Raw genomic sequence first — 20097 nt, forward strand, 5'->3', positions numbered from 1 at the left:
GCTTCGGTCACACTCGCGTCTCTCAGCTTCGACTCCGTTACGCTCGCTTCCGCCAGCTTTACTTCGGTCACACTCGTATCGCTCAGCTTCGTTTCTGTTACACTCGCTTCCGCTAGCTTTGCCCCGGTCACACTCGCATCGACCAGCTTCGCTTCGGTCACACTCTCATCTGCCAGCTTTGATCCGGTTACGCTCCCCCTCGCTAGTTTCGAGGTCGTGACGCTTGCGTCATGGAGTTTTACCTCCGTTACACTCGCATCGCTTAGCTTCGACTCCGTCACGCTCGCTTCCACTAGCTTTGCTCCGGTCACACTCGCATCGCTCAGCTTCGTCTCCGTTACGCTTCCAGCCGCCAGCTTCGCTTCGGTCACACTCGCATCCGCTAGTTTCGTCTCCGTTACGCTTGCTTCTGACAGCTTCGCTCCGGTCACGCTCGCATCGCTCAACTTCGACTCCGTCACGCTCGCTTCCGCCAGCTTCGACTCCGTCACGTTTGCTTCTGCCAGCTTCGACTCCGTCACACTCGCATCGACCAGCTTCGCTCCGGTCACACTCGCATCGCTCAGCTTCGTTTCCGTTACGCTTGCTTCCGCCAGCTTCGACTCCGTCACGCTAGCTTCTGACAGCTTCGACTCCGTCACGACTGCATCCGCCAGCTTTGCTCCGGTCACACTCGCATCGCGTAGCTTCGACTCCGTCACACTTGCTTCCGCCAGCTTCGCCTCCGTCACGCTTGCTTCTGCCAGCTTCGTCTCCGTTACGCTTGCTTCCGCCAGCTTCCCGCCGGTCACGCTCGCATCGCTCAACTTCGACTCCGTCACGACTGCGTCTGCCAGCTTCGCGCCAGTCACACTCGCATCGACCAGCTTCGACTCGGTTACGCTAGCATCCGCCAGCTTCGCTTCCGTCACGCTTGCTTCTGCCAGCTTCGCTCCAGTCACACTCGCATCGACCAGCTTCGCTTCCGTCACGCTCGCATCGCTCAGCTTCGTCTCCGTTACGCTTGCTTCTGCCAGCTTCGCGCCGGTCACACTCGCTTCCGCCAGCTTCCACTCCGTCACGCTCGCTTCCGCCAACTTCGCTTCTGTCACACTCGCATCGACCAGCTTCGACTCGGTCACGCTCGCTTCCGCCAGCTTAGCTTCCGTCACACTCGCATCGACCAGCTTCGACTCGGTCACGCTCGCTTCCGCCAGCTTAGCTCCAGTCACGCTCGCTTTCGCCAGCTTCGACTCCGTCACGCTCGCTTCCGCCAGCTTCGCTTCCGTCACGCTAGCATCGCTCAACTTCGTCTCCGTTACGCTCGCTTCCGCCAACTTAGCCCCAGTCACGCTCGCTTTCGCCAGCTTCGACTCCGTCACGCTTGCTTCTGCCAGCTTCGACTCCGTCACGCTTGCGTCCGCCAGCTTCGACTCCGTCACGTTTGCTTCTGCCAGCTTCGACTCCGTTACGCTTGCGTCCGCCAGCTTCGACTCCGTCACACTTGCTTTCGCCAGCTTCGACTCCGTCACATTTGCTTCTGCCAGCTTCGACTCCGTCACGCTTGCGTCCGCCAGCTTCGACACGGTCACGCTTGCGTCCGCCAACTTCGCTCCAGTCACGCTCGCTTTCGCCAGCTTCGACTCCGTTACGCTTGCTTCCGCCAGCTTCGACTCCGCCACGCTCGCTTCCGCCAACTTCGCTCGAGTCACGCTCGCTTTCGCCAGCTTCGACTCCGTCACGCTTGCTTCTGCCAGCTTTGACTCCGTCACACTTGCTTCCGCAAGCTTCGCTCCAGTCACGCTCGCATTCCTCAGCTTTGACTCCGTCACGCTCGCATCGCTCAGCTTCACTTCCGTTACGCTCGCATCGCTCAGCTTCGCTTCCGTCACGACTGCATCCGCCAGCTTCACTCCAGTCACGCTCGCATCGGCCAGCTTCGCTTCCGTCACAACTGCGTCCGCCAGCTTCGCGCCGGTCACGCTAGCATCGCTTAACTTCGACTCCGTCACGCTCGCTTCCGCCAGCTTCGCTTCCGTTACACTCGCATCGCTCAGTTTCGACTCCGTCACGCTGCCCACGGCCAGTTTCGCTCCAGTTACGCTCCACTCTGCCAGCTTCGACTCCGTCACGCTCGCTTCCGCCAGCTTCACGCCGGTCACGCTCTCATCAGCCAGCTTAGTCTCTGTCACGCTCGCATCGCTCAGCTTTGTCTCTGTTACGCTCGCATCACTCAGCTTCGTCTCCGTCACGCTTGCATCGCTCAGCTTCGACTCCGTCACGCTCGCATCTGCCAGCTTCGACTCCGTCACACTAGCTCTCGCAAGCTTCGACTCTGTTACGCTCGCATTGCCAAGCTTTGACTCCGTCACACTTGTATCGCTCAGTTTCGACTCCGTCACGCTCGCATCTGTCAGCTTCAACTCCGTTACACTCGCATCTGCCAACTTCGACTCCGTTACGCTCGCTTCTGCCAGCTTCACTTCCGTCACACTTGCATCGCCCAGCTTCGCTTCTGTCACACTAGCTTCTCTCAGCTTCGTTTCCGTGACGCTCGCATCGGCTAGCTTCGATTCCGTTACGCTCGCTTCCGCCAACTTCGACCTCGTCACGCTCGCATCACCTAGTTTGGCAACCGTCACGCTCGCTTCCGCCAGCTTCGCCCCTGTCACGCTTTCATCTGCGAGCTTCGACTCTGTCACGCTCGCACTGCTCAGCTTCGACTCCGTCACACTCGCATTGCCTAGCTTCGACTCCGTCACGCTCGCATCGCCCAACTTCGATTCCGTTACGCTTGCTTCGCTCAGCTTCGACTCCGTCACGCTCGCATCACTCAGCTTCGGCTCTGTTACGCTCGCATCGCCCAGCTTCGCTTCCGTTACGCTCGCTTTGCTCAGCTTTGACTCTGTTACGCTCGCGTCGCTCAGCTTCGACTCCGTCACACTCGCATCGCTCAGCTTCGACTCCGTCACGCTTGCATCGCTCAGCTTCGACTCCGTCACGCTTGCATTGCTCAGCTTCGACTCCGTCACGCTCGCATCGCTCAGCTTTAGCTCCGTCACGCTTGCGTCACTCAGCTTCGACTCCGTCACGCTCGCAACACCCAGCTTCGACTCCGTTACGCTCGCAACACCCAGCTTCGCTTCCGTCACGCTTGCATCGCCCAGCTTCGCTTCCGTCACGCTCGCATCGCGTAGCTTCGACTCCGTTACACTCGCTTCTGCCAGCTTAGCTTGCGTCACGCTCGCGTCGCTCAATTTCGCTTCTGTTACGCTGCCGCCGATCAGGTGCGACTCCCCTATTTTTGCGCTCTTCATACTGGAGTCGATCGCTGTACCGATCGTTTTCTCAATAGCGGCGATCGCATCATTCGTCAAGTGCCCGAGCGATACAGAACTCTTTCTGATATGGTAGCCTTGCAACGACTCGGCTTTTACATGTTTGCCTGCTATCGTCTCAAGCTGAATATGTTCGCCTGTTACGGCATCGATTGCCAGCTTGCCTGCTGTAACCGCTCCGCTCTGCAGCGCTGCCTCCGAGACGCTTCCAACTTGAAGATGCCGTTCGCCAACTGTATCCAATTGGAGCTGCTGAGGACCGACTGCGCCGTCCTCCAATTTGCTTCTCGTTACCGACGCATCGGTCAAATGAACGGTGTCGATCAAACCATTCTGCAGCGCACTGGAACCGACCGAACCTTCACGAAGATGATTCTCGGTCACGCTTCCGTTGGCCAACTTATCGTTTGTCACCGATTGATCGGCAAGATGTTCCTCATGAACGCTGCCTTCTCCGAGGTGAATGCCGAGAACCGATTCGTTGGACAAATGCCTGCTTTGCACCGCTTCGTCGCAAAGATGTCTCGATGTAATCGAACCGTAACCGATTTTTTCTGGCGATATGACGCCGTCAGCGAGTTTCGCTGCTTCAATCGAGCCGTCCTCCAAGTGAGAGGAGCGAATCACCCCTGGCTGCACATGCTCTCCTCCGACGATACCTGGCAGCAAATGGCCAAAACCGACTGAGCCTGGCGCTAACAAGCCGCCGTGCACCGACTCCGGCGCAAGCTTATCGCTCGTGACGCTGCCATCCGCCAGTTTGATCGTCGTCACGCTATAATCGGCTAGCTTATCGGTCGTTACCGATTCCGGCGACAGCTTTAGCGAGTTCACGATATGATCGGCCAAATGATGTGAGTACACGACGCCCGGGGCCAAATACCGTTCGGTCACAGCGCCAAAAGCAAGCTTCCTGCTCGTAATTGAACCGTCCTGCAGCGCCTCGTTGCCAACAGCTTGCTGGGCAATATGCTGCTTCTGTATTGCTGCCTGCTGCAGATGGCTGCTGTTAACCGACTCGGGCGAAATAGCTTCTTCCGTTACCGCCCCTACCGAGAAATGATAAGCCCGCAGCGCCTCCGGCGCGATTTTACTGAATGTGACGGCATCGTCCTGTATGTGTCTGGTTTCAACTGCCCCTCCAGCCAGCTTCGCACCGTCAACTGCCCCTTCAGATATCTTGCTGCCAGTGATCGCCTTGTCGGCCAGCTGCTCTTCGGTGATGGCTGCCGTTGCGATATGCTCCATATGAACCGATCTAGGCGCCAGCTTCTCCTCATTGACGCTGTTGTTCAGGAGATGCTCTCTTGCAACTGATTCCGACTGCAGATGGTGCCCGGATACCGATTGCTTCGCCAAATGGCGGTGCTGGATTTGCTCTTCTGCTATTTTGTCGGAGGTAATGCTTCCTCTGCCCAAATGGCGTGTTTGAATCGCGTCGTCAGCCAGCTTAACGGAGGTGACGCTCTGCTCGGCCAGCTTCGAAACCGTCACGGCATGGTCCATCAGCTTGATCGTCGTTACCGTTTGATCAAACAGCTTCGAAGAAGTAACGGATTGCTCAGCGAGATGAACGCTTTCGATTTGGTTTTGCCCGATATGGATACCATGGACGGTTGACGGTTGCAGATGCGACGCGTTTACTGCGTTTTGGGCGAGCCGCTCGGCGGTTACCGCCCCGAGCTGCAGCTCGTTCGTTCCTACTGCTCCTTCGGCCAAGTGCACGGTGTCGATTGCGCCTGAGGCTAAATGCTTTCCCTGAATCACACCTACCGCGACATGTTCAGCGAGCAGCAATCCGGGCTTCAGATGAACCGAATCAACGGATTCAGCTGCAATCTTGTCGCTTCCGACCGCGCCGTCGCGCAGCTTCGAACGGGTTACGGCGCCATCAGCCAATTTGGAATTGTTGATGGAGTCGTTGGCGATATTTTCTGGACGAACCGCACCGCTTTTAATCTTTTCCGTACTGACCGAATGATTGTCCAACAGCTTCTCTGTAATAATCAGCTGTTTTAAATGCTTTGCTTCAATCGAGCCCTCGGCGATTTTATCGGAACTGATCGTGCGATCGGCCAGCTTCTCTGAAGTAATGCTGTTATCCTCCAACTTATTGCCGTTAATGGAGTAATCCAACAGCTTGTCGCCGATGATTGAGTTTCTCATAATATGAGCCGAACCGATCGAGTCCTGACGGATCTTCGATCCCGTAATGGATCCGTTCGCCACATGAATGCTGTCCACTGCATAATCGGCGATTGCCTGCGAGCCTACGCTGCCTTCCTTTAGCTTATCGGCAGTTATAGCGCCCGTTGCGATTTTTTCGCTCGTTACAGCGCCATCCACCAAATCGTCCGTATAAATAAACGGCATCGGCTCAAACAAATCCTGTTTATCGACAAGCTTCTCCAGCTTTTGGTCGTAGCTTGGTTCCGCCTGGACGATTCGGATTTCTACCTGCCCGTGCTCCTGCTCCTGCTTCTGCTCCAGCTCCGGAACCGGATCCGGTTCCTGCGCCTGTCCGTGCACCTGCTCCTGTCCACGCTCGTGCTCATGCTCTTGCTCTTGCTCCGGCTCCTCCGGCTCCTCCTGCTCCTCCTGCTCCGTCTCTAGTTGCAGCGACACCTCGATTCCTTCGGTCAAATCAAAATCAATGGCCAGATCCTCTTCATCCGGCTCGTTCGACTGATTTTCTCGATCGGTCGGGGACACAATCGCGTTAATGCTTACATTTTTAACAGGGCCTTCGGAGGAATCCGATTCGCTTTGTGTTTGCGGTTGCTGTTGCGGTTCCGGCTGAGCTGCGGCTTTCGCTTTTCGTTTATTCAGATCGTCAAGCCATTTTAATTCGGAAGCATTCGGATTGTCGACATAGAAAAGCGGCTTCCGACCTTTGGCGCTCTTCGTTCTTCTGCTCTTTGCCATTGTCCTCTCCTTCTTCCAGCTGAATGGTCATACGTAATCATATGCATTCACCCATAGGCTCGTTACTGAACCCGAAGCGACCATCCGACGGTGTCTTTGTTGAGAGAATCAGCCCATTTCCCTGTTTGCAGCGACAATTTCATTGCTCTCCTGAGCTAACGGCCTTTTGCCCATAAATGAAAAAAACCGGCTGACAGCATATGCCGCCGACCGGAGTTTTGCGCTTACATCCCAACCATAATATACGCCAGTTAAAATCATACTCCCTCTTCGCTCTCGCTGAGGAGGCTCAGCCACCGGTCGGCGGTATGCCGCCACGTAAACATTTCCTCGACCCGCTTGCGGCTTTCTTCTCCCATCATCGTTCTCAGCTCTCCGTTCTGAAGCAGCGTCAGCAGTTTTTCCGGCAGCTCTCTGGCGATGTTTGCAGGCGTAATGAGATAGCCGGTCTGACCGTCGACAATAATTTCTTTCATGCCTCCCGCATTTGTCGCCACAACGGGACAGCCGCAGGCCATCGCCTCCACGTTCACCAGCCCAAACGCCTCTCGCTGCCCTGAAGGAACGACTGCTATATCGGCGGAGAGAAACCAGCCGGGCACTTCCGAGTAGGGAACGTAAGGGACAAACCGGACGTGAGCCGGAAACTGTCTACCAAGGCGGTGAAGCTTTCGCGAATAGGCCGTTTGACGATGCGACCCGTAATAGGGACTTCCCACGACAACGACCAACAAATCAGGATCTTGCCTAACGAGTCCGGGAACGGCTTGCAGCAGATGGTGAACACCCTTCAGCGGAATGAGCCGGCCGATAAACAACACAACCTTTTTGCCGCTAAGTCCATTTCTCTCCCGCAGCTGCGAACGCAGCGACTGCCCTTCGTCGGAGAAACGCGAAGGAAACCGGTCCGTTTCAACGCCGGGGTACACGACACGCATTTTATGCTTCAGCTCAGGAGCCTTGGCCGCTACCGTATGCAGCAAGAACTCGCTATTGACAACGATTCTGTCCGCCGCTCTAAAGCTCTGCCGCAGCTTCCGAGAGCTGATATGCCCGCTTCCTATAAAGCTTGTGGAATGAAGATTGAGCCACACTTTTTTGCCGGGAAACCGCCTTTTCAGCTTTAATACGAAATGTGGACGATTCTCTACCTGAATGACGCGGGGATTGAACCGGCGGATGGCACCCGCGCAAGAAGTCAAATACTTCGTTTTGTTTACTGCTTTGAATCGTTCACAGATGACGCCGTCCACGAGACTTCTCCTTGCCAGCCCGAGGGCGGATCTGCCGTATATGCGAGGTTCGGCGACAGGCGGCAGCAACGGAACGAATTTCTCCACCACCCGCTCGACGGAACTGCTGCGTCCAGACGGAACGGGAAACGAACCGGGTGTCACGAACGCCACCTTCGTAGAAGTCATCCTCAGCCTCAGCCTCCTTCTAGCTCGTTCAGCCTTGATGTACCAGCATACGCGGCGGCAGGACAAATCGCCATAGGCTGCTGCTTCTGAGGGACAATGGCCTGCCCGATTCAAGCTGCTTCTAAGCCTTGTAACGGCTGTTTCTATTGATTTGTCCTGGTACAGCTGTCATACTGTTCCAAGGCGGGACAGCAATCCCGACGCCCGTTAACGACAGAAAGGACGTGTCGTAAGGACATGATGAACGGAATACTCCGCGCCATGACGGAGCTAAGCTCCCGCAAATGGATTTCCAGGCTGACCGGACGATTCGCGCAATCTAGAGGAAGCCGTCTCTTCATCGCTAGATTTGCCGCGATGTATGGCATCCGGACAGAAGAAGCCGAGAAGCCTATACATGAATATAAGACGTTGAACGAATTTTTCACCCGGAGGCTGAAGCCGGGCTCCCGCCCGCTTCATCAATCGACGGCTGCGCTGACGAGTCCCGTCGATGCGTTGATTACAGGCGCTGGCCAGATAACCGAAGGAACGATCGTGAACGTCAAGGGCCAGGATTATACAATCGGCGAACTTCTGAACGGCTCGCCTCGCCAAGCTCGTTATCTGAACGGCTTTTATATGGTGCTGTACTTAAGCCCTACTGACTATCACCGCATTCATTCACCCGCAACGGGACGCATTACCGAACGCGTGCATGTGCCGGGCAAAGTGTACCCGGTGAACGATATAGGACTGCGATTGATGCGGCAAGTGCTGAGCCGCAACGAGCGGCTTATTACGTACATCGAACATGAACAAGGGGAAGTCGCAGTCGTAAAGGTTGGCGCGATGAACGTGAGCAGCATTCGCTATACCGATCCGCAAGCGAATGAGACGGTTCGAGGCGGCGAGCTGGCCTACTTCGAATTCGGCTCCACGGTTGTCCTTTTAACGGAGGATGATACATTCGAACCGGCCGATAGCTTGAAAGTGGGACTGAAAGTACGCATGGGCGAAAGGCTGGGCGACTTGGTAAAGCGTCCTTAATTTTCACTATTCATATTCCCGCAAAGCTTTCTAAGCAAAGAGACCTCAGACTCGCGACAACGCGAGTTGAGGTCTTTTTCATTTTTTAATAGGAATCATTCATTGGCCTTTCCCAACCTGCTCCAGCATTCTTCTATCCGCCGCACCGCTTCCGTAATGGTCGACTCGCTCAAATGGGCAAAACCGAAAGTTGCCGAACGAACAGCCCTTTCATCCCGATCGCCTTCCGCCCAATAAGGAAGAGCGCTTCCCCAACGTACCCCCGATTCCCTGCATGCTGTCCGCAGCCGCTCGTAATCGGGCAAACTGCCCCTCCACTCGGCGTATTGATGGAGACCTGCGTCGGTCGGCATGAACGTGAACAACCCGCTCAGCCTGCTCTCCGCTTCCTCTCTAAAACGCAGCATTCGCCTGCCGTACAAACGCCGCATTCGGCGTAAATGGCGAGAGTACCCGCCGCTGGCCATGAACGCGGCAAGCGCCCGCTGTTCGGCGAGACTGCTTGGATGCGGCTCGAGCAGCAGCTTGGCGCGCCGGATCGGCTCCCGAAGCGCATCCGGCACGACCAAATATCCGAGCCGCAAGCTTTGGTACATCGTCTTCGAGAAGGTGCCGACATAAATAACGCGTCCTTCGCGGTCCAACGCTTTGAGCGGCTCAGACGGCCGCCCTCCCCATCGGAACTCGCTGTCATAATCGTCCTCGACAATAACGGCGTTCTGCCTTGAGGCCCATTCCAGCAGCCTTGTCCGGCGCTCCGAGGGCAGCAGCACCCCGGTTGGAAATTGTCTGCCCGGAGTGACGAAGAGCAGCTTGGCTTCCCAAGGCTCTGGCCGAATGCCTCTCTGGTCAATTTCGGCCGAAATGGGTAGTCCTCCGGCAGCCGTTATCGCTCTGCGTATGCCGCCATAGCCCGGATTTTCGAAGACAACGCGGTCTCCCGGATCGATCAGCACCATCGTCAGCAAGGCGAGCGCATACATTGAACCGCTTGTGACACAAATATGGTCTGCCGATACCGAGATGCCTCTCTCCCTTCTCAGCTCGTTCGCGATCGCTTCCCGCAGCGGCAAATGGCCCAAAGCCGAATCCCCATCCTGGCCGCTCTCCTCGAATATCGAGCGAATTTGCCCGTACATGGCCGTTTTCCACTCTTCCAGCGGAAAGACGGACGGATCGATATCCCCGGAGTTCATATCGATCCCTTCGAACGGTTCGCGGCCACCCGCCGTAGCAGAAGCGAACGAGGCGTCAGCAGCCAGCCTGCGCGCCCAGGCGGACAGCGGTATCGCGGTTTCTTCCGCCAGACTGGCCGTCTCAAGCATCGGCTGACGGTAAGCGGCGAACGTGCCGCTGCCCCTCTCGGCGCTTACGAAGCCTTCCGAATACAGCATATCGTAAGCCTGATTGACGGAGCCGCGGGACATGCCCAGCCGTTCCGCCAGCTTCCGGCTTGACGGCAGCCTCTCGCCTTCCCGTACCGTGCCGCCGACGATCAGCTGCCGCAGCGCTTCATAGAGCGCGTCCGCCTTCCTCTCTTTCTCTTTATAACAGCGTAAATAGGCGGCTTCTATCCGATCCTCCATAGGCGCGGCCTCCCGTTTCAAATTGGTCTATTAAAAACAGAATAGATTGGACCTTTTTACTTGTCAATGAAACAGCTACTCTTGCTTTATCCCGATATTAATCTTTTTTCCTAACTTAAAGGAGCTGGAGTCGTTGAAAAAAAATGTTTATGAAGTAGATCAATCCGAATTGGATCTTTTCCTATCCGAAATGAGCTTTGGATTTCTGGGGATGACAGAGGCAGATGGACGGCCAGCCGTCACCCCGCTCAATTACGTTTACTGGAACGGACGTATCTATTTTCACGGCAGCCGCGCCGGAGAAAAAATGAGCCGAATGTCAGCGGATGCTCGTGTCTCCTTTTGTGTAGCGAAAGAATACGCCATTATCCCGTCTTATTTCACCGATCCAATCCGCGCCTGCCCCGCTTCCTCCTATTTCAAGTCAGCCGTCATCGACGGCCATGCCGTCCTTGTAGACGATCTTGCCGAGAAAGCGGCCGTCTTGCAGGTCTTAATGGAGAAGCTGCAGCCGGAAGGCGGCTATAAGCCGATTTCGGCGGAAGATCCGGTCTATCGCGGGAGCGTGAAAGGGGTAGCAGTCGTTCGGATCGACCCGGCCCGCGTATCCTGTAAATTTAAATTTGGACAAAATCATACCGACGAGGAAAATGAACCTATTATCGAAGGGCTGTCGAAGCGCGGTGAAGGACTGGATGAGGAGACAGCGGCGCTTATGCGCAAGTATTGCCCTCACGCCTCGAGCCGCCAAGATCCGAACGACACCGAATGATGAGAGCCGGCCGGCTTCCGGCACAAATAGAGCCTTGAAAGCACCGCTCCGCAGATCGCGGTTCGCGTGCCTTCAAGGCTCTTTAACGTCAACGTATTTCTGACGGGCTTCTGCCCGTATATTGCTTGAACTGTCGGCTAAAGAAGAAAATATCGCGGTAGCCGAGCGCATCGGCGACCTCCGTCACATTCATCCCTTCGTGCATAAGCAAATGCTGCGCCCGTTCGATTCTCGTCTGAATCATGTAGGATTGGACCGACATGCCGATCATCTCTTTAAACTTCATCGAGAAATAACGCGGAGACAGTTGGGCGCGCTGCGCCAAATCCTCCACGCGATGCGCGACGCCCGGGTTTTGCCGGACGAAATTGGCGATCTCGTGAATCGCCTCGGTCAGCTGGTTGCTTGCTTTCTTTTCCACCGGCGCTTGCATGTCTTCCCGGAACAGATGGATGAGCAGCTGCTTCAGCACAAGCTGAGCTTCCAGCTCGGCAGCAAACGTCTTGACCAGAAACAAGCGGACGTAACGCGACAGCAAATGCTCGAATTCGACTGTGTCGACAAATTTGCGGTAACGATCGGGAATTTGCTCCGGCGCGTCCTTCGTATCGAAATGAATATAAGTAATGACCAGCGGCTTTTGCGGGTTATGCGTTGCGCTTGTGAAATCTCCCGGCCGAAACAGGAAGCAGCTTCCTTTGCCCACTTCGTAGGCTGTTCCGTTCAATTCCACTTCCCCTTCCCCGCTCCATACATAAAATAAATCAAAGTTCGGCATCGGCTTCTCCCGCGGCGCCCATCTCCAATTCGGTTCACAGACGATTTTGGCCAGCGGAGGCAGCAAAATAAGCGATTCCGGCGTTAATTGCAGCAATGGGCAAACCCTCCTTTGCACAAATCCAATTTAGAGGATACGAATGCGTCTTGGCGCTTGCGGGCATTCGGTTGTTTCCAATATATTTGTCATCATACAACAGCCTCAAACGAGAGGGCAAGATGTCCCAGCCCGGTTTACGTTCCAGTCAGCCTGTTCCTTGGAAATTGTCGAAAATTTTTAAAATTCAAATGGCTTGCTATGCTTAAAAAATGGTATAATAGCTCCCGATAACAGATAATGAAATGATTTTTCGGAAGGATGGAATGAGGTCAATGAACCCACTTGCCAGGCAGTTGAACGAAACGTTGGAAGCGGAAAGCCCGAATGTATACGCGATGTTGTCCGCTCTAGGAAAGGCGATTTATTTCCCGAAGGAAGGTATTCTAAGCCAATCTGCGGAAGCCAAAGCAAAGGGAAAAAAGTTTAACGCTACAATCGGTATTGCAATCGAAGATGGACAGCCTATGCATTTGAAGGTCATTCAAGATACGTTGACTGCTTACGATCCGAAGGATCTGTACGAATATGCCCCGCCTGCGGGCAAGCCGGAGCTTCGTGCCGCGTGGCGCTCCAAAATGATTAAAGAAAACCCTTCGGTGGAAGGAAAAAATATAGGCAACCCTGTTGTCACGAACGCATTGACCCACGGTCTCAGCATCGTGGCCGATCTGTTCGCGGATGTGGGCGACGCCGTCATCATCCCGAATAAAAATTGGGAAAACTATGAGCTTACGTTCGGCATCCGTCGCGGCGCGGAAATCGTCGAATACCCGTTGTACAACGAAAATAACCGTTTTAACTCCCAAGGGCTTCGCGAGGCGCTGTTCGCCCAGAAGGATAAAGGAAAAGCGATCGTTATTTTGAACTTCCCGAACAACCCGACAGGCTACACGCCTGGTCCGCAAGAAGGCGACGAAATCGCATCCGCCATCCGCGACGCGGCAGAAGCCGGCATTAATGTCGTTGCTGTTACAGACGACGCGTACTTCGGCCTGTTCTTCGAGGATTCCGTACATGAATCGCTGTTCGGCAAGCTGGCTGACATTCACCCTCGCGTTCTTGCGGTGAAAGTTGACGGCGCGACGAAAGAAGAATATGTATGGGGCTTCCGGGTAGGCTTCATTACGTACGCTTCTATCTCCGACAAAACGCTCGCTGCACTGGAGCAAAAAACGATGGGCATCATTCGCGCGACGATTTCGAGCGGCCCGCACCCTTCGCAAACCTTCGTACTGCGCGCGCTCCAATCGCCGGACTTCGAAGCTCAGAAGGCGGAGAAATACGCGATTATGCAAGCACGCGCCAATAAAGTTAAAGAATTGCTGGACAGCGACCGTTACGACGGCAAGCTGAAGTACTACCCATTCAACTCCGGCTACTTTATGTGCCTGAAGCTGGAGGGCGTTTCGGCTGAAGCGGTGCGCATTCGCCTGCTTGACGAATACGCTACAGGCACGATCGCGCTCGGCGAGACCGACCTGCGCGTCGCCTTCTCTTGCATCGATATCGATCAGCTCGAAGCGCTGTTCGATACGATCTACAAAGCAGTAAATGAAACAGCGGCAGCCCAATAAGCTGTTGTTCTGTTCATACGGAAAGGGCAGTTCGCAAGACCGATAACCTCGGCTTGCAAGCTGCCCTTTTTTTATTCCTCGTCGTCTTCGCCCAGCGCTTTGCGTTTTATTTTTCTCGGCCTGATCGTCGTGATATAGACAACAACAAGCAGCAGAGCAGATACGGCTGGCAAATAGCTGCCCAGCACAATTAACGTTATGCCTGCCGGCAGCCAAACGATTGCGGCTGATATCAATAGCGCCCAACGGTCCACGAGAACGATGCTGTCCGCCAGCGTCGAATCCGGCAGCGGATATACGTGCCGCCACACCGTGTAGGCGTGAATCCGGCGCAAACCGCCAAGCTGAATGCCGATAATGAAAATAAATAACAGATAGAACGCAAAAGCCCCCCAGCCGTTCAGCCAATTCGTCTCAGCAAACCAGTAAGCGATCAAGGCAAATAATGCCGTCAAACGGATGAGCATACCGCCCATTTCCGTTCGGATCAAGGAAGCGGCGTATAAGTAGACGAACGTATTTCTTCTCCGGTAAGGAACGAGTGCCAGCATCCAAGAAAGCCAGCCTCTTGAAGCAGTACGAGACGGAAGCGTCGGAACATCGACAAACCATCCTAAGAAAGAATAGATTCTTCTTCTCGTGCGTCCCTCTTCTTCGATCAGCCGCTCCCAAGGAAATGTCAGTCGGGCCGACAGGCGGTAAGGCCAATAAAGAACGAACCCTATCGCTATTACAATAAGCAAAGCGAGCCATGGCGCCAGCGTCAACGCAGCCAGCCATCCGGCCGCCGTTGCCGCCCAGCGGACCGTTCGCAGCAGCCTGCGCCGGTTAGGCCACGCCAGCTGCCTTTCTCTCCACGCTCCCCATGTATTCGCCCATTTCAATACAATTGCGAATACGACCAGCATCGCTACCGGAGCGAGGCCCGGGCCATGCCTGTAAATTGGCCAATAAAGCAGCAGCAGGATAGCGGTAATGATGCCGGTCATGACATAGCTTCGTACGAAAGAACGGCGCAAATAATGTTCCATATGCGCTTCCAGACGCAGATGGAACACGATATCCGCCGAGGCAAGCCATGTTCGGAGCGGACTCCAGCATAATGCCGGAACGATGGCGATTATGCCTGCCAGTGTAAACGGAAAATCGGCGGGCACGTCCCGAATCAGCTTGAAATAGGCCAGCCCCGCCGTTATGACGATCAAGGAAATAACAAGCGGGAATCCGCTTTGCCCCATGTAGCCGAAGTATGGCGCAACCTCTCTCCGATAATCGCCGGCGCGCTTCTTGCGTAGAGCGTCCAGCGTTTGCGCCGGCGCCGTCATCGTGCTCCACCGCTCTTCTGGTCATCGGCTCCCGGCCCGTCAACAGGCTTGGAAACAAGCTCGTAAAACGCCTCCTCTAGCGCTCCAGGTCCCGATCTCATACCAGCCGCCGCGCACACTTCCTCTAACGTGCCTTGCGCAGCGATCCGGCCGTTGTGCATGACGATATAACGGTCGCAATAAGCTTCCACCGTCGCCAGTATGTGCGAGCTCATCAGGATAGCGGAGCCTCTCCGCTTCACTTCCACTAGCCGATCGAGTAGCGAACGGATGCCGAGCGGATCGAGCCCGAGAAACGGCTCATCGATGATGTACAGCGGCGGCTCGGAAAGCAGCGCGTTCATGATCATGACCTTTTGCTTCATCCCTTTAGATAGGTGAGAGGCGAAAGCGGCTTTCTTTGGGCGCATTTGGAATTGATCCAGCAACAGCTCTTTGCGCTTGTCGTAAGGGTCCTCCTCAATTCCGTACGCCATGCCGGTAAGACGCAAATGCTCCTCCACCGTCAACTCGTCGAACAGAACCGGCGATTCCGGCACATAAGCGAACGCAGAACGGTACTTTTCCTGATCGCTTTCAAGCGTTACTCCGCTTACCTTGATTTCACCCTCATGCGGCTTCATCAAACCGAGTACATGCTTGATGGTCGTACTTTTCCCCGCTCCGTTCAAGCCGATTAGACCGACCATTTCTCCCGGACGAATTTGAAACGATATATCGTGAAGCACAGGGCGTCTAGGGCTATAGCCTCCTGTCAGCCGGTCGATTTGCAATACAGGCTCGTTCATTTAATCACCTTTTCCCAATTTCCGAATTCATATTTCCTCATTCTTCTAGCATACCGAATATTCTCTTAAAACTCAAAAAAAGAACGGAGCAAGCGCCAGTTAAGCGCAAGCTCCGTTCTTTGCCGCCCTGCTGATGCATGGCGCAGATCCTCTTAGCGGATCGTGATTGTTTTCACCGTACCGAGCTCGCCCTTGAGCTCGACAAGCTGATCTTTAACCAGCTTCGCTGCGTCGCCAACGACCGTCACGTTCGGATCAACGTTATAGATGCTCGTGTACGTTTCATTGTTTTGCGTAACGGCAACGGAAATCGTAGACATCTTTCCTTGCGCGTTCAGCGTAACTGTATTGATATAACCGTAAGTTGTGAAAGCTGTGGACGGCGTCTGCGCCGCCTTCTTCGTCACTTCGATAAACACGACTTTATTTTGGTATGTCCGTACAAGCACTTCGTCGCCTGCCTGCAGCGATTGAACCGCCGCTTTCTTATCGTCGCGGAAAATAAAGACGTTCGGATCAAGCGTCAGCGCCACTTCCGATTTGTCGGCCTTTACGACGGTAATCGCATTGTTCGCCGCAGCGGCTTTCAGCGTGCCCGTAATGGCTCTTGCGTCATGATCCGGCATTTCCGAATCGGTGCGGTCCAGCAGCGCCGCCAGCTCCGCTCTCGATACCGGCTGATTTGGACGGAAGGTTTGATCGTTGTAGCCGGTAATGATCCCTTTCTTAATCGCAAGTGCCACATAGCCGACCGAGCCCGCCGGAATATTTTTGGCATCCTTGAAGTCCAGCTTCGTATTGTTCAGCGCTCTCGCCTCATCCTCCAGCTTAAGCGCTTTGATCAGAATCGTAGCCGCCCACAGACGCGTGGCGTTTTGCTCCGGTTTCACCTCAGTGTCGTACTCGGAGAACAAATCATTTTCCAACGCAACCGCTACGTAGCCAACCGCCCACGGATATTTTTTAGTGAGTTGATTCGCGTCTTTGAAATTAAGCTCCGTTTTCTTCGCATCCACAGACTCAGCTTGCTCCCGCAGTCCCATCAGACGAACGGCTGCCACCAGCGTCTCGATTCGGGAAATTTTTTGGTTCGGTTTGAACGAGCCGTCCTCATAGCCGGTAAATACCCCTTTGGACGACAAGCGCATAATGTACTCCAGCGCCCACTTCAATTCGTCCTCGTCTTTAAACTTCCACGTTACTTTGTACTCTTTATCTTTATCCTTGTTTTTGTCTTTATCTTTATCCTTACCCTTATCCTTGTCTTTCTCTTTCTCTTTCTCTTTCTCTTTCTCTTTCTCTTTCTCTTTTTTCTTTTTATCTTTGTCATCGTGCTTCTCGTGCTTGCCGCCGCGCCCGTTGTCGTTATGATCTCCGCCGCCATGTGCGAAGGCCGAGGTGCCGCCTCCTGCCAGCATAACAAGTGCAATAGAAGTCAAAATCGTTTTTTTCCAAAAAGGCGTATTCATAAAAAAACCACTCTCCTTATTTGTCGGTTAACGGAAATGAATGCCGTCTGTGCCATCGACTACATCATTTCGTCGAGGCCGTCCCGATTTTGGAGGGTGGTTTCTATTTTAATTCAAAAATAGGATAAATGTCCTAGCTTTGCTTGTCGTCCGCTTGCTGCCGTTTTTCCTTCAGCCATTTCGGAGCGCCTTTATCTTTCTTGTTCTTTTGCTTTTCCTGTTTCTTCGCCGCAGCGGACGGCTTAGACGAGGCTTTCGCCGCCGGCTTGCGTCCTGCTGGCGCGTCTCCCGGCTTGTCCGGCCTTTCGCGGCGTGGCGCGTTCTCGGCTGATATAACCGCCTTAGCAGGTGCTTTGGTGCCCCCATGCGATCGTGCAGGAGCCGATTGCTTAGACGCTCGCTCTTCCGAAGAACGGACGCCGCGGAACCCAGCAGACGCATTTTTCACTTCATCCGGGTTAAGAAACTTACCATGAGACATGATTTTCGCCGGCAGTGCAATGCCTAACTGCTTGCTGAACTTGTCCATAATGAACTGCTCCTGCGGAGTAACGATCGAGATGACCGTTCCTTTCCGTCCCATGCGTCCGGTTCTCCCGGCCCGATGAACGTAATGATCCGCGTCGGACGCCGGATCAAGCTGAATAACGAGCGGCAATCCTTCGATGTCCAGGCCGCGGGCGGCAACATCCGTCGCCAGCAGCAGCTGGCATCTTCCATCGCGGAAACGCGCAAGCGTCGCTGCGCGCCGCTGCTTGTCCGCATCGCCGTACAAAGCCTCCACCGTGAAGCCTTCATAGCCGAGCTTTGCTTCCCAATTGGCGATATTATCCGTCGTATTCAAGAACAACAGCGCTTGCTTCGGCTTCAGCAGCCGGACAATCCGGCGTACCGTGTCGGTCTTGTCGCGCTTATCGCTAACGATGTAATAATTATCGATGGTTTCCGATACGCGATGCTCGGGAGCCATTTGCACCTTGACGAGATTTTTCATCCAGCGGCTTTCAAATCGGACCATCTGCTCCGGGTGAGTAGCGGAGAAAAAGGCGATCTGCCGTTCCTTGCCCGTCTCGTACAAAATCGTTTCAACCTCGCGCGTCGAGCCAAGCTCGAACACTTGATCCGCCTCGTCGACAACAACCGAGGTTACAGCTTGCAGCTTCAGCTTGCGCAGCTTAATCAGCTCATGAATTCGGCCCGGCGTGCCGATGACGAGCTGAGGCTTCAGCTTCAGCTTCTCCACCTGCCGCTTTAGCGCCGCTCCACCGATCAATTGCTGGACGCGCAAACCAAGCGGCTCGCCATATGTCTCCGCGACTCGCACAATCTGCATCGCCAGTTCCTGTGTAGGCGCTAGGATAATGGCCTGCACCGCACCGGATGACGGCTTGATTCGCTGCAACAAAGGCAGCAAATAAGCCAGCGTTTTCCCCGTTCCCGTCTGCGAACGGGCCGAAACATCGTGTCCCGCCAACAATTGCGGAATAGTCTCCGCCTGAATCGCTGTCGGCTCTACTATTTCATTGGCCGCAAGCTTGCTGGCCAGCGCCTCTTTAATTCCTAATTCCAACCACTTTTGTCCGTTCATCATCTAAATCCTTTCATATGCCATCCTATTTTCGATTGAAAAGGCCGCCGACCATTCGGTCCGCCAAGCGTGGGAACAGCTGATACAGCTTAATTCCAGCCGCCGCCGGAAGCGGAAGGTCTACCTCGGCTTTGCGCCTCTCCATAACGCTAACGATCTTTCGCGCAACGTATTCCGGCTTCATCATAAACCAGCTGACGTTTTTAACATACGTGCCAGACGGATCGGCCAGTTCGAAGAACGAGGTGTCGATCGGGCCTGGATTAACTGCCGACACCGCAATCCCGCTGCCCTTCAGCTCCATACGAAGCGAGTTCGTGAAGCCCAGCACTGCATGCTTCGTCGCCGAATAGCCGGTCGATTTCGACGAGCCGATCTTGCCCGCCATCGATGCGATATTGACAATTTGTCCTTCCCCTTGCTTCAGCATATGAGGGACGACTGCCTTCGTACAGCGAACGATCCCCATATAGTTGGTGTCCATCATCGACTCGAAGCTGTCGACCGGAGCGTCAACAAACCGCTCAAACTTGCCAAACCCCGCATTGTTGAGCAATATATCGATCCTGCCGTATTTCGCCACCGTCTCGTCAACGATTCGCTGCACCTCGTCCATATTGGTCACATCCATCCGATAAAGTCCGAATGGGCCGGGAATCGTCGCCGCAATCGCTTGCAGCCGCTCCAGATTTCTGCCCGTCAAAATCGGAATCGCGCCGCGTTCCGCAACCATCTTGGCCGTAATCGCGCCGATCCCGCTGGAGGCTCCCGAAATAAATACGATCTTGCCTTTCAGCACGCTATCACCCGCTCGTCGTTATTACTTCAAGTGTACTTGATCGGGCGGGGATTAGCAAAATAAAACTACGGCCGCTCTGCAACTGTAACTTTGGAATATCCGAATATTTCATTGCCCGTTCAAAGCAAAAAAAAAAAGCTCCCTTGGGAGCCGTTTCTGTGCTACGATGCGACTAAGACCTGTATATCCAGTTCTCCGATGCCGTCCATAATGAGAGGAATCGTAAGCGCCTGCTGTGCTGTAAAACCGGCCGCTTGAGCGGACTGAACCACTTTCGGAGGTGTAATATCAACCTTGATCCCTTGGTTGAAAAGCATCGTGCTGGCATTGCCGCTAATCATGTTGCCCAGCTCGGAAATGGCGCTGCGGCCGATCTCGTCCATTTCGGATATCGTGAATCCGCCCATCATAGCCGACACGATCTTAAGCGCCACCTGTTCGCTTAGCCCGAATACAATATCTCCGTTCATCTGTCCGTTTATTCCGATTTGGATCCAGATGTAATTCTGAACGAACTTGATATCCTTCAATCCGAGCTGTCCGGTCGACGGACGGATTTGAATGACTTGTTCGATCACGATTTTTGCGGATTCAAGAAACGGATTAATATATTCTGCCTTCATAGAG

General features: G+C 54.5%; 14 protein-coding genes. 4 read left to right on the forward strand and 10 right to left on the reverse strand.

Annotated elements, in window-relative coordinates; all coding sequences use genetic code 11:
• Positions 1-1271: pentapeptide repeat-containing protein (locus ACFVTB_RS27630; protein WP_483875119.1), on the reverse strand; the 1271-nt coding region annotated here is incomplete at its 3' end.
• Here ACFVTB_RS27630 and ACFVTB_RS27635 point away from each other — a divergent pair.
• Positions 1158-1742, forward strand: a complete 585-nt coding sequence (locus ACFVTB_RS27635; RefSeq protein WP_483875120.1) for a pentapeptide repeat-containing protein — start codon at positions 1158-1160, stop codon at positions 1740-1742. The genes ACFVTB_RS27630 and ACFVTB_RS27635 overlap by 114 nt on opposite strands.
• Positions 1743-6499: 4757 nt before the next feature.
• Here the strand turns inward: ACFVTB_RS27635 and ACFVTB_RS22065 are convergent.
• The gene (locus ACFVTB_RS22065) at positions 6500-7663 is read right to left on the reverse strand and encodes a glycosyltransferase family 4 protein (protein WP_387754076.1); all 1164 of its coding nucleotides are present in this window, start codon (positions 7661-7663) and stop codon (positions 6500-6502) included.
• Positions 7664-7900: 237 nt separating this feature from the next.
• Between ACFVTB_RS22065 and asd the strand changes: the two genes are divergently transcribed.
• Positions 7901-8692: an archaetidylserine decarboxylase gene (asd, locus tag ACFVTB_RS22070; protein ID WP_387754079.1), complete on the forward strand. Its 792-nt coding sequence runs from the start codon at positions 7901-7903 to the stop codon at positions 8690-8692.
• 95 nt (positions 8693-8787) lie between these two features.
• Here asd and pdxR read toward each other — a convergent pair whose 3' ends face one another.
• Positions 8788-10278, reverse strand: a complete 1491-nt coding sequence (pdxR, locus tag ACFVTB_RS22075; RefSeq protein ID WP_387754082.1) for a MocR-like pyridoxine biosynthesis transcription factor PdxR — start codon at positions 10276-10278, stop codon at positions 8788-8790.
• Between the two features lie 133 nt (positions 10279-10411).
• On the opposite strand from pdxR, the gene ACFVTB_RS22080 reads away from it, so the two are divergent.
• Positions 10412-11050 carry a pyridoxamine 5'-phosphate oxidase family protein gene (locus ACFVTB_RS22080; RefSeq protein WP_387754085.1) on the forward strand — a complete coding sequence of 213 codons (639 nt, stop codon included), beginning with the start codon at positions 10412-10414 and terminating at the stop codon, positions 11048-11050.
• Between the two features lie 88 nt (positions 11051-11138).
• Here ACFVTB_RS22080 and ACFVTB_RS22085 read toward each other — a convergent pair whose 3' ends face one another.
• Positions 11139-11924 (reverse strand): helix-turn-helix domain-containing protein, encoded by a 786-nt coding sequence (locus tag ACFVTB_RS22085; protein WP_387754088.1) that lies wholly within the window; start codon positions 11922-11924, stop codon positions 11139-11141.
• Positions 11925-12199: 275 nt separating this feature from the next.
• Here ACFVTB_RS22085 and ACFVTB_RS22090 point away from each other — a divergent pair, with 275 nt between their 5' ends.
• A complete protein-coding gene (locus tag ACFVTB_RS22090; protein ID WP_387754091.1) occupies positions 12200-13501 on the forward strand; it encodes an aminotransferase class I/II-fold pyridoxal phosphate-dependent enzyme in 1302 nt (433 codons plus the stop codon).
• A gap of 71 nt (positions 13502-13572) precedes the next feature.
• Here the strand turns inward: ACFVTB_RS22090 and ACFVTB_RS22095 are convergent, their stop codons facing one another.
• The 6 genes from ACFVTB_RS22095 to ACFVTB_RS22120 form a co-directional block, all read right to left on the reverse strand.
• On the reverse strand, positions 13573-14826 hold the full coding sequence (locus ACFVTB_RS22095) for an ABC transporter permease (RefSeq protein ID WP_387754092.1): 1254 nt from the start codon (positions 14824-14826) through the stop codon (positions 13573-13575).
• On the reverse strand, positions 14823-15614 hold the full coding sequence (locus ACFVTB_RS22100) for an ABC transporter ATP-binding protein (protein WP_387754095.1): 792 nt from the start codon (positions 15612-15614) through the stop codon (positions 14823-14825). The genes ACFVTB_RS22095 and ACFVTB_RS22100 overlap by 4 nt, the downstream gene beginning before the upstream one ends.
• Before the next feature lie 152 nt (positions 15615-15766).
• The gene (locus ACFVTB_RS22105) at positions 15767-17083 is read right to left on the reverse strand and encodes an S-layer homology domain-containing protein (RefSeq protein WP_387754098.1); all 1317 of its coding nucleotides are present in this window, start codon (positions 17081-17083) and stop codon (positions 15767-15769) included.
• Between the two features lie 133 nt (positions 17084-17216).
• Positions 17217-18674, reverse strand: coding sequence for a DEAD/DEAH box helicase (locus ACFVTB_RS22110; RefSeq protein ID WP_387754101.1), 1458 nt, complete (start codon positions 18672-18674; stop codon positions 17217-17219).
• Positions 18675-18696: 22 nt separating this feature from the next.
• Complete coding sequence (locus ACFVTB_RS22115; RefSeq protein ID WP_387754104.1) at positions 18697-19470, reverse strand: SDR family NAD(P)-dependent oxidoreductase; 774 nt, start codon at positions 19468-19470, stop codon at positions 18697-18699.
• A 161-nt stretch (positions 19471-19631) separates the two neighbouring features.
• Positions 19632-20093, reverse strand: a complete 462-nt coding sequence (locus ACFVTB_RS22120; RefSeq protein ID WP_387754106.1) for a chemotaxis protein CheX — start codon at positions 20091-20093, stop codon at positions 19632-19634.
• Positions 20094-20097: the final 4 nt, after the last annotated feature.

Origin of the sequence: Paenibacillus sp. NPDC058071, assembly GCF_042885235.1 — a bacterium.
Taxonomy (GTDB): domain Bacteria; phylum Bacillota; class Bacilli; order Paenibacillales; family Paenibacillaceae; genus Pristimantibacillus.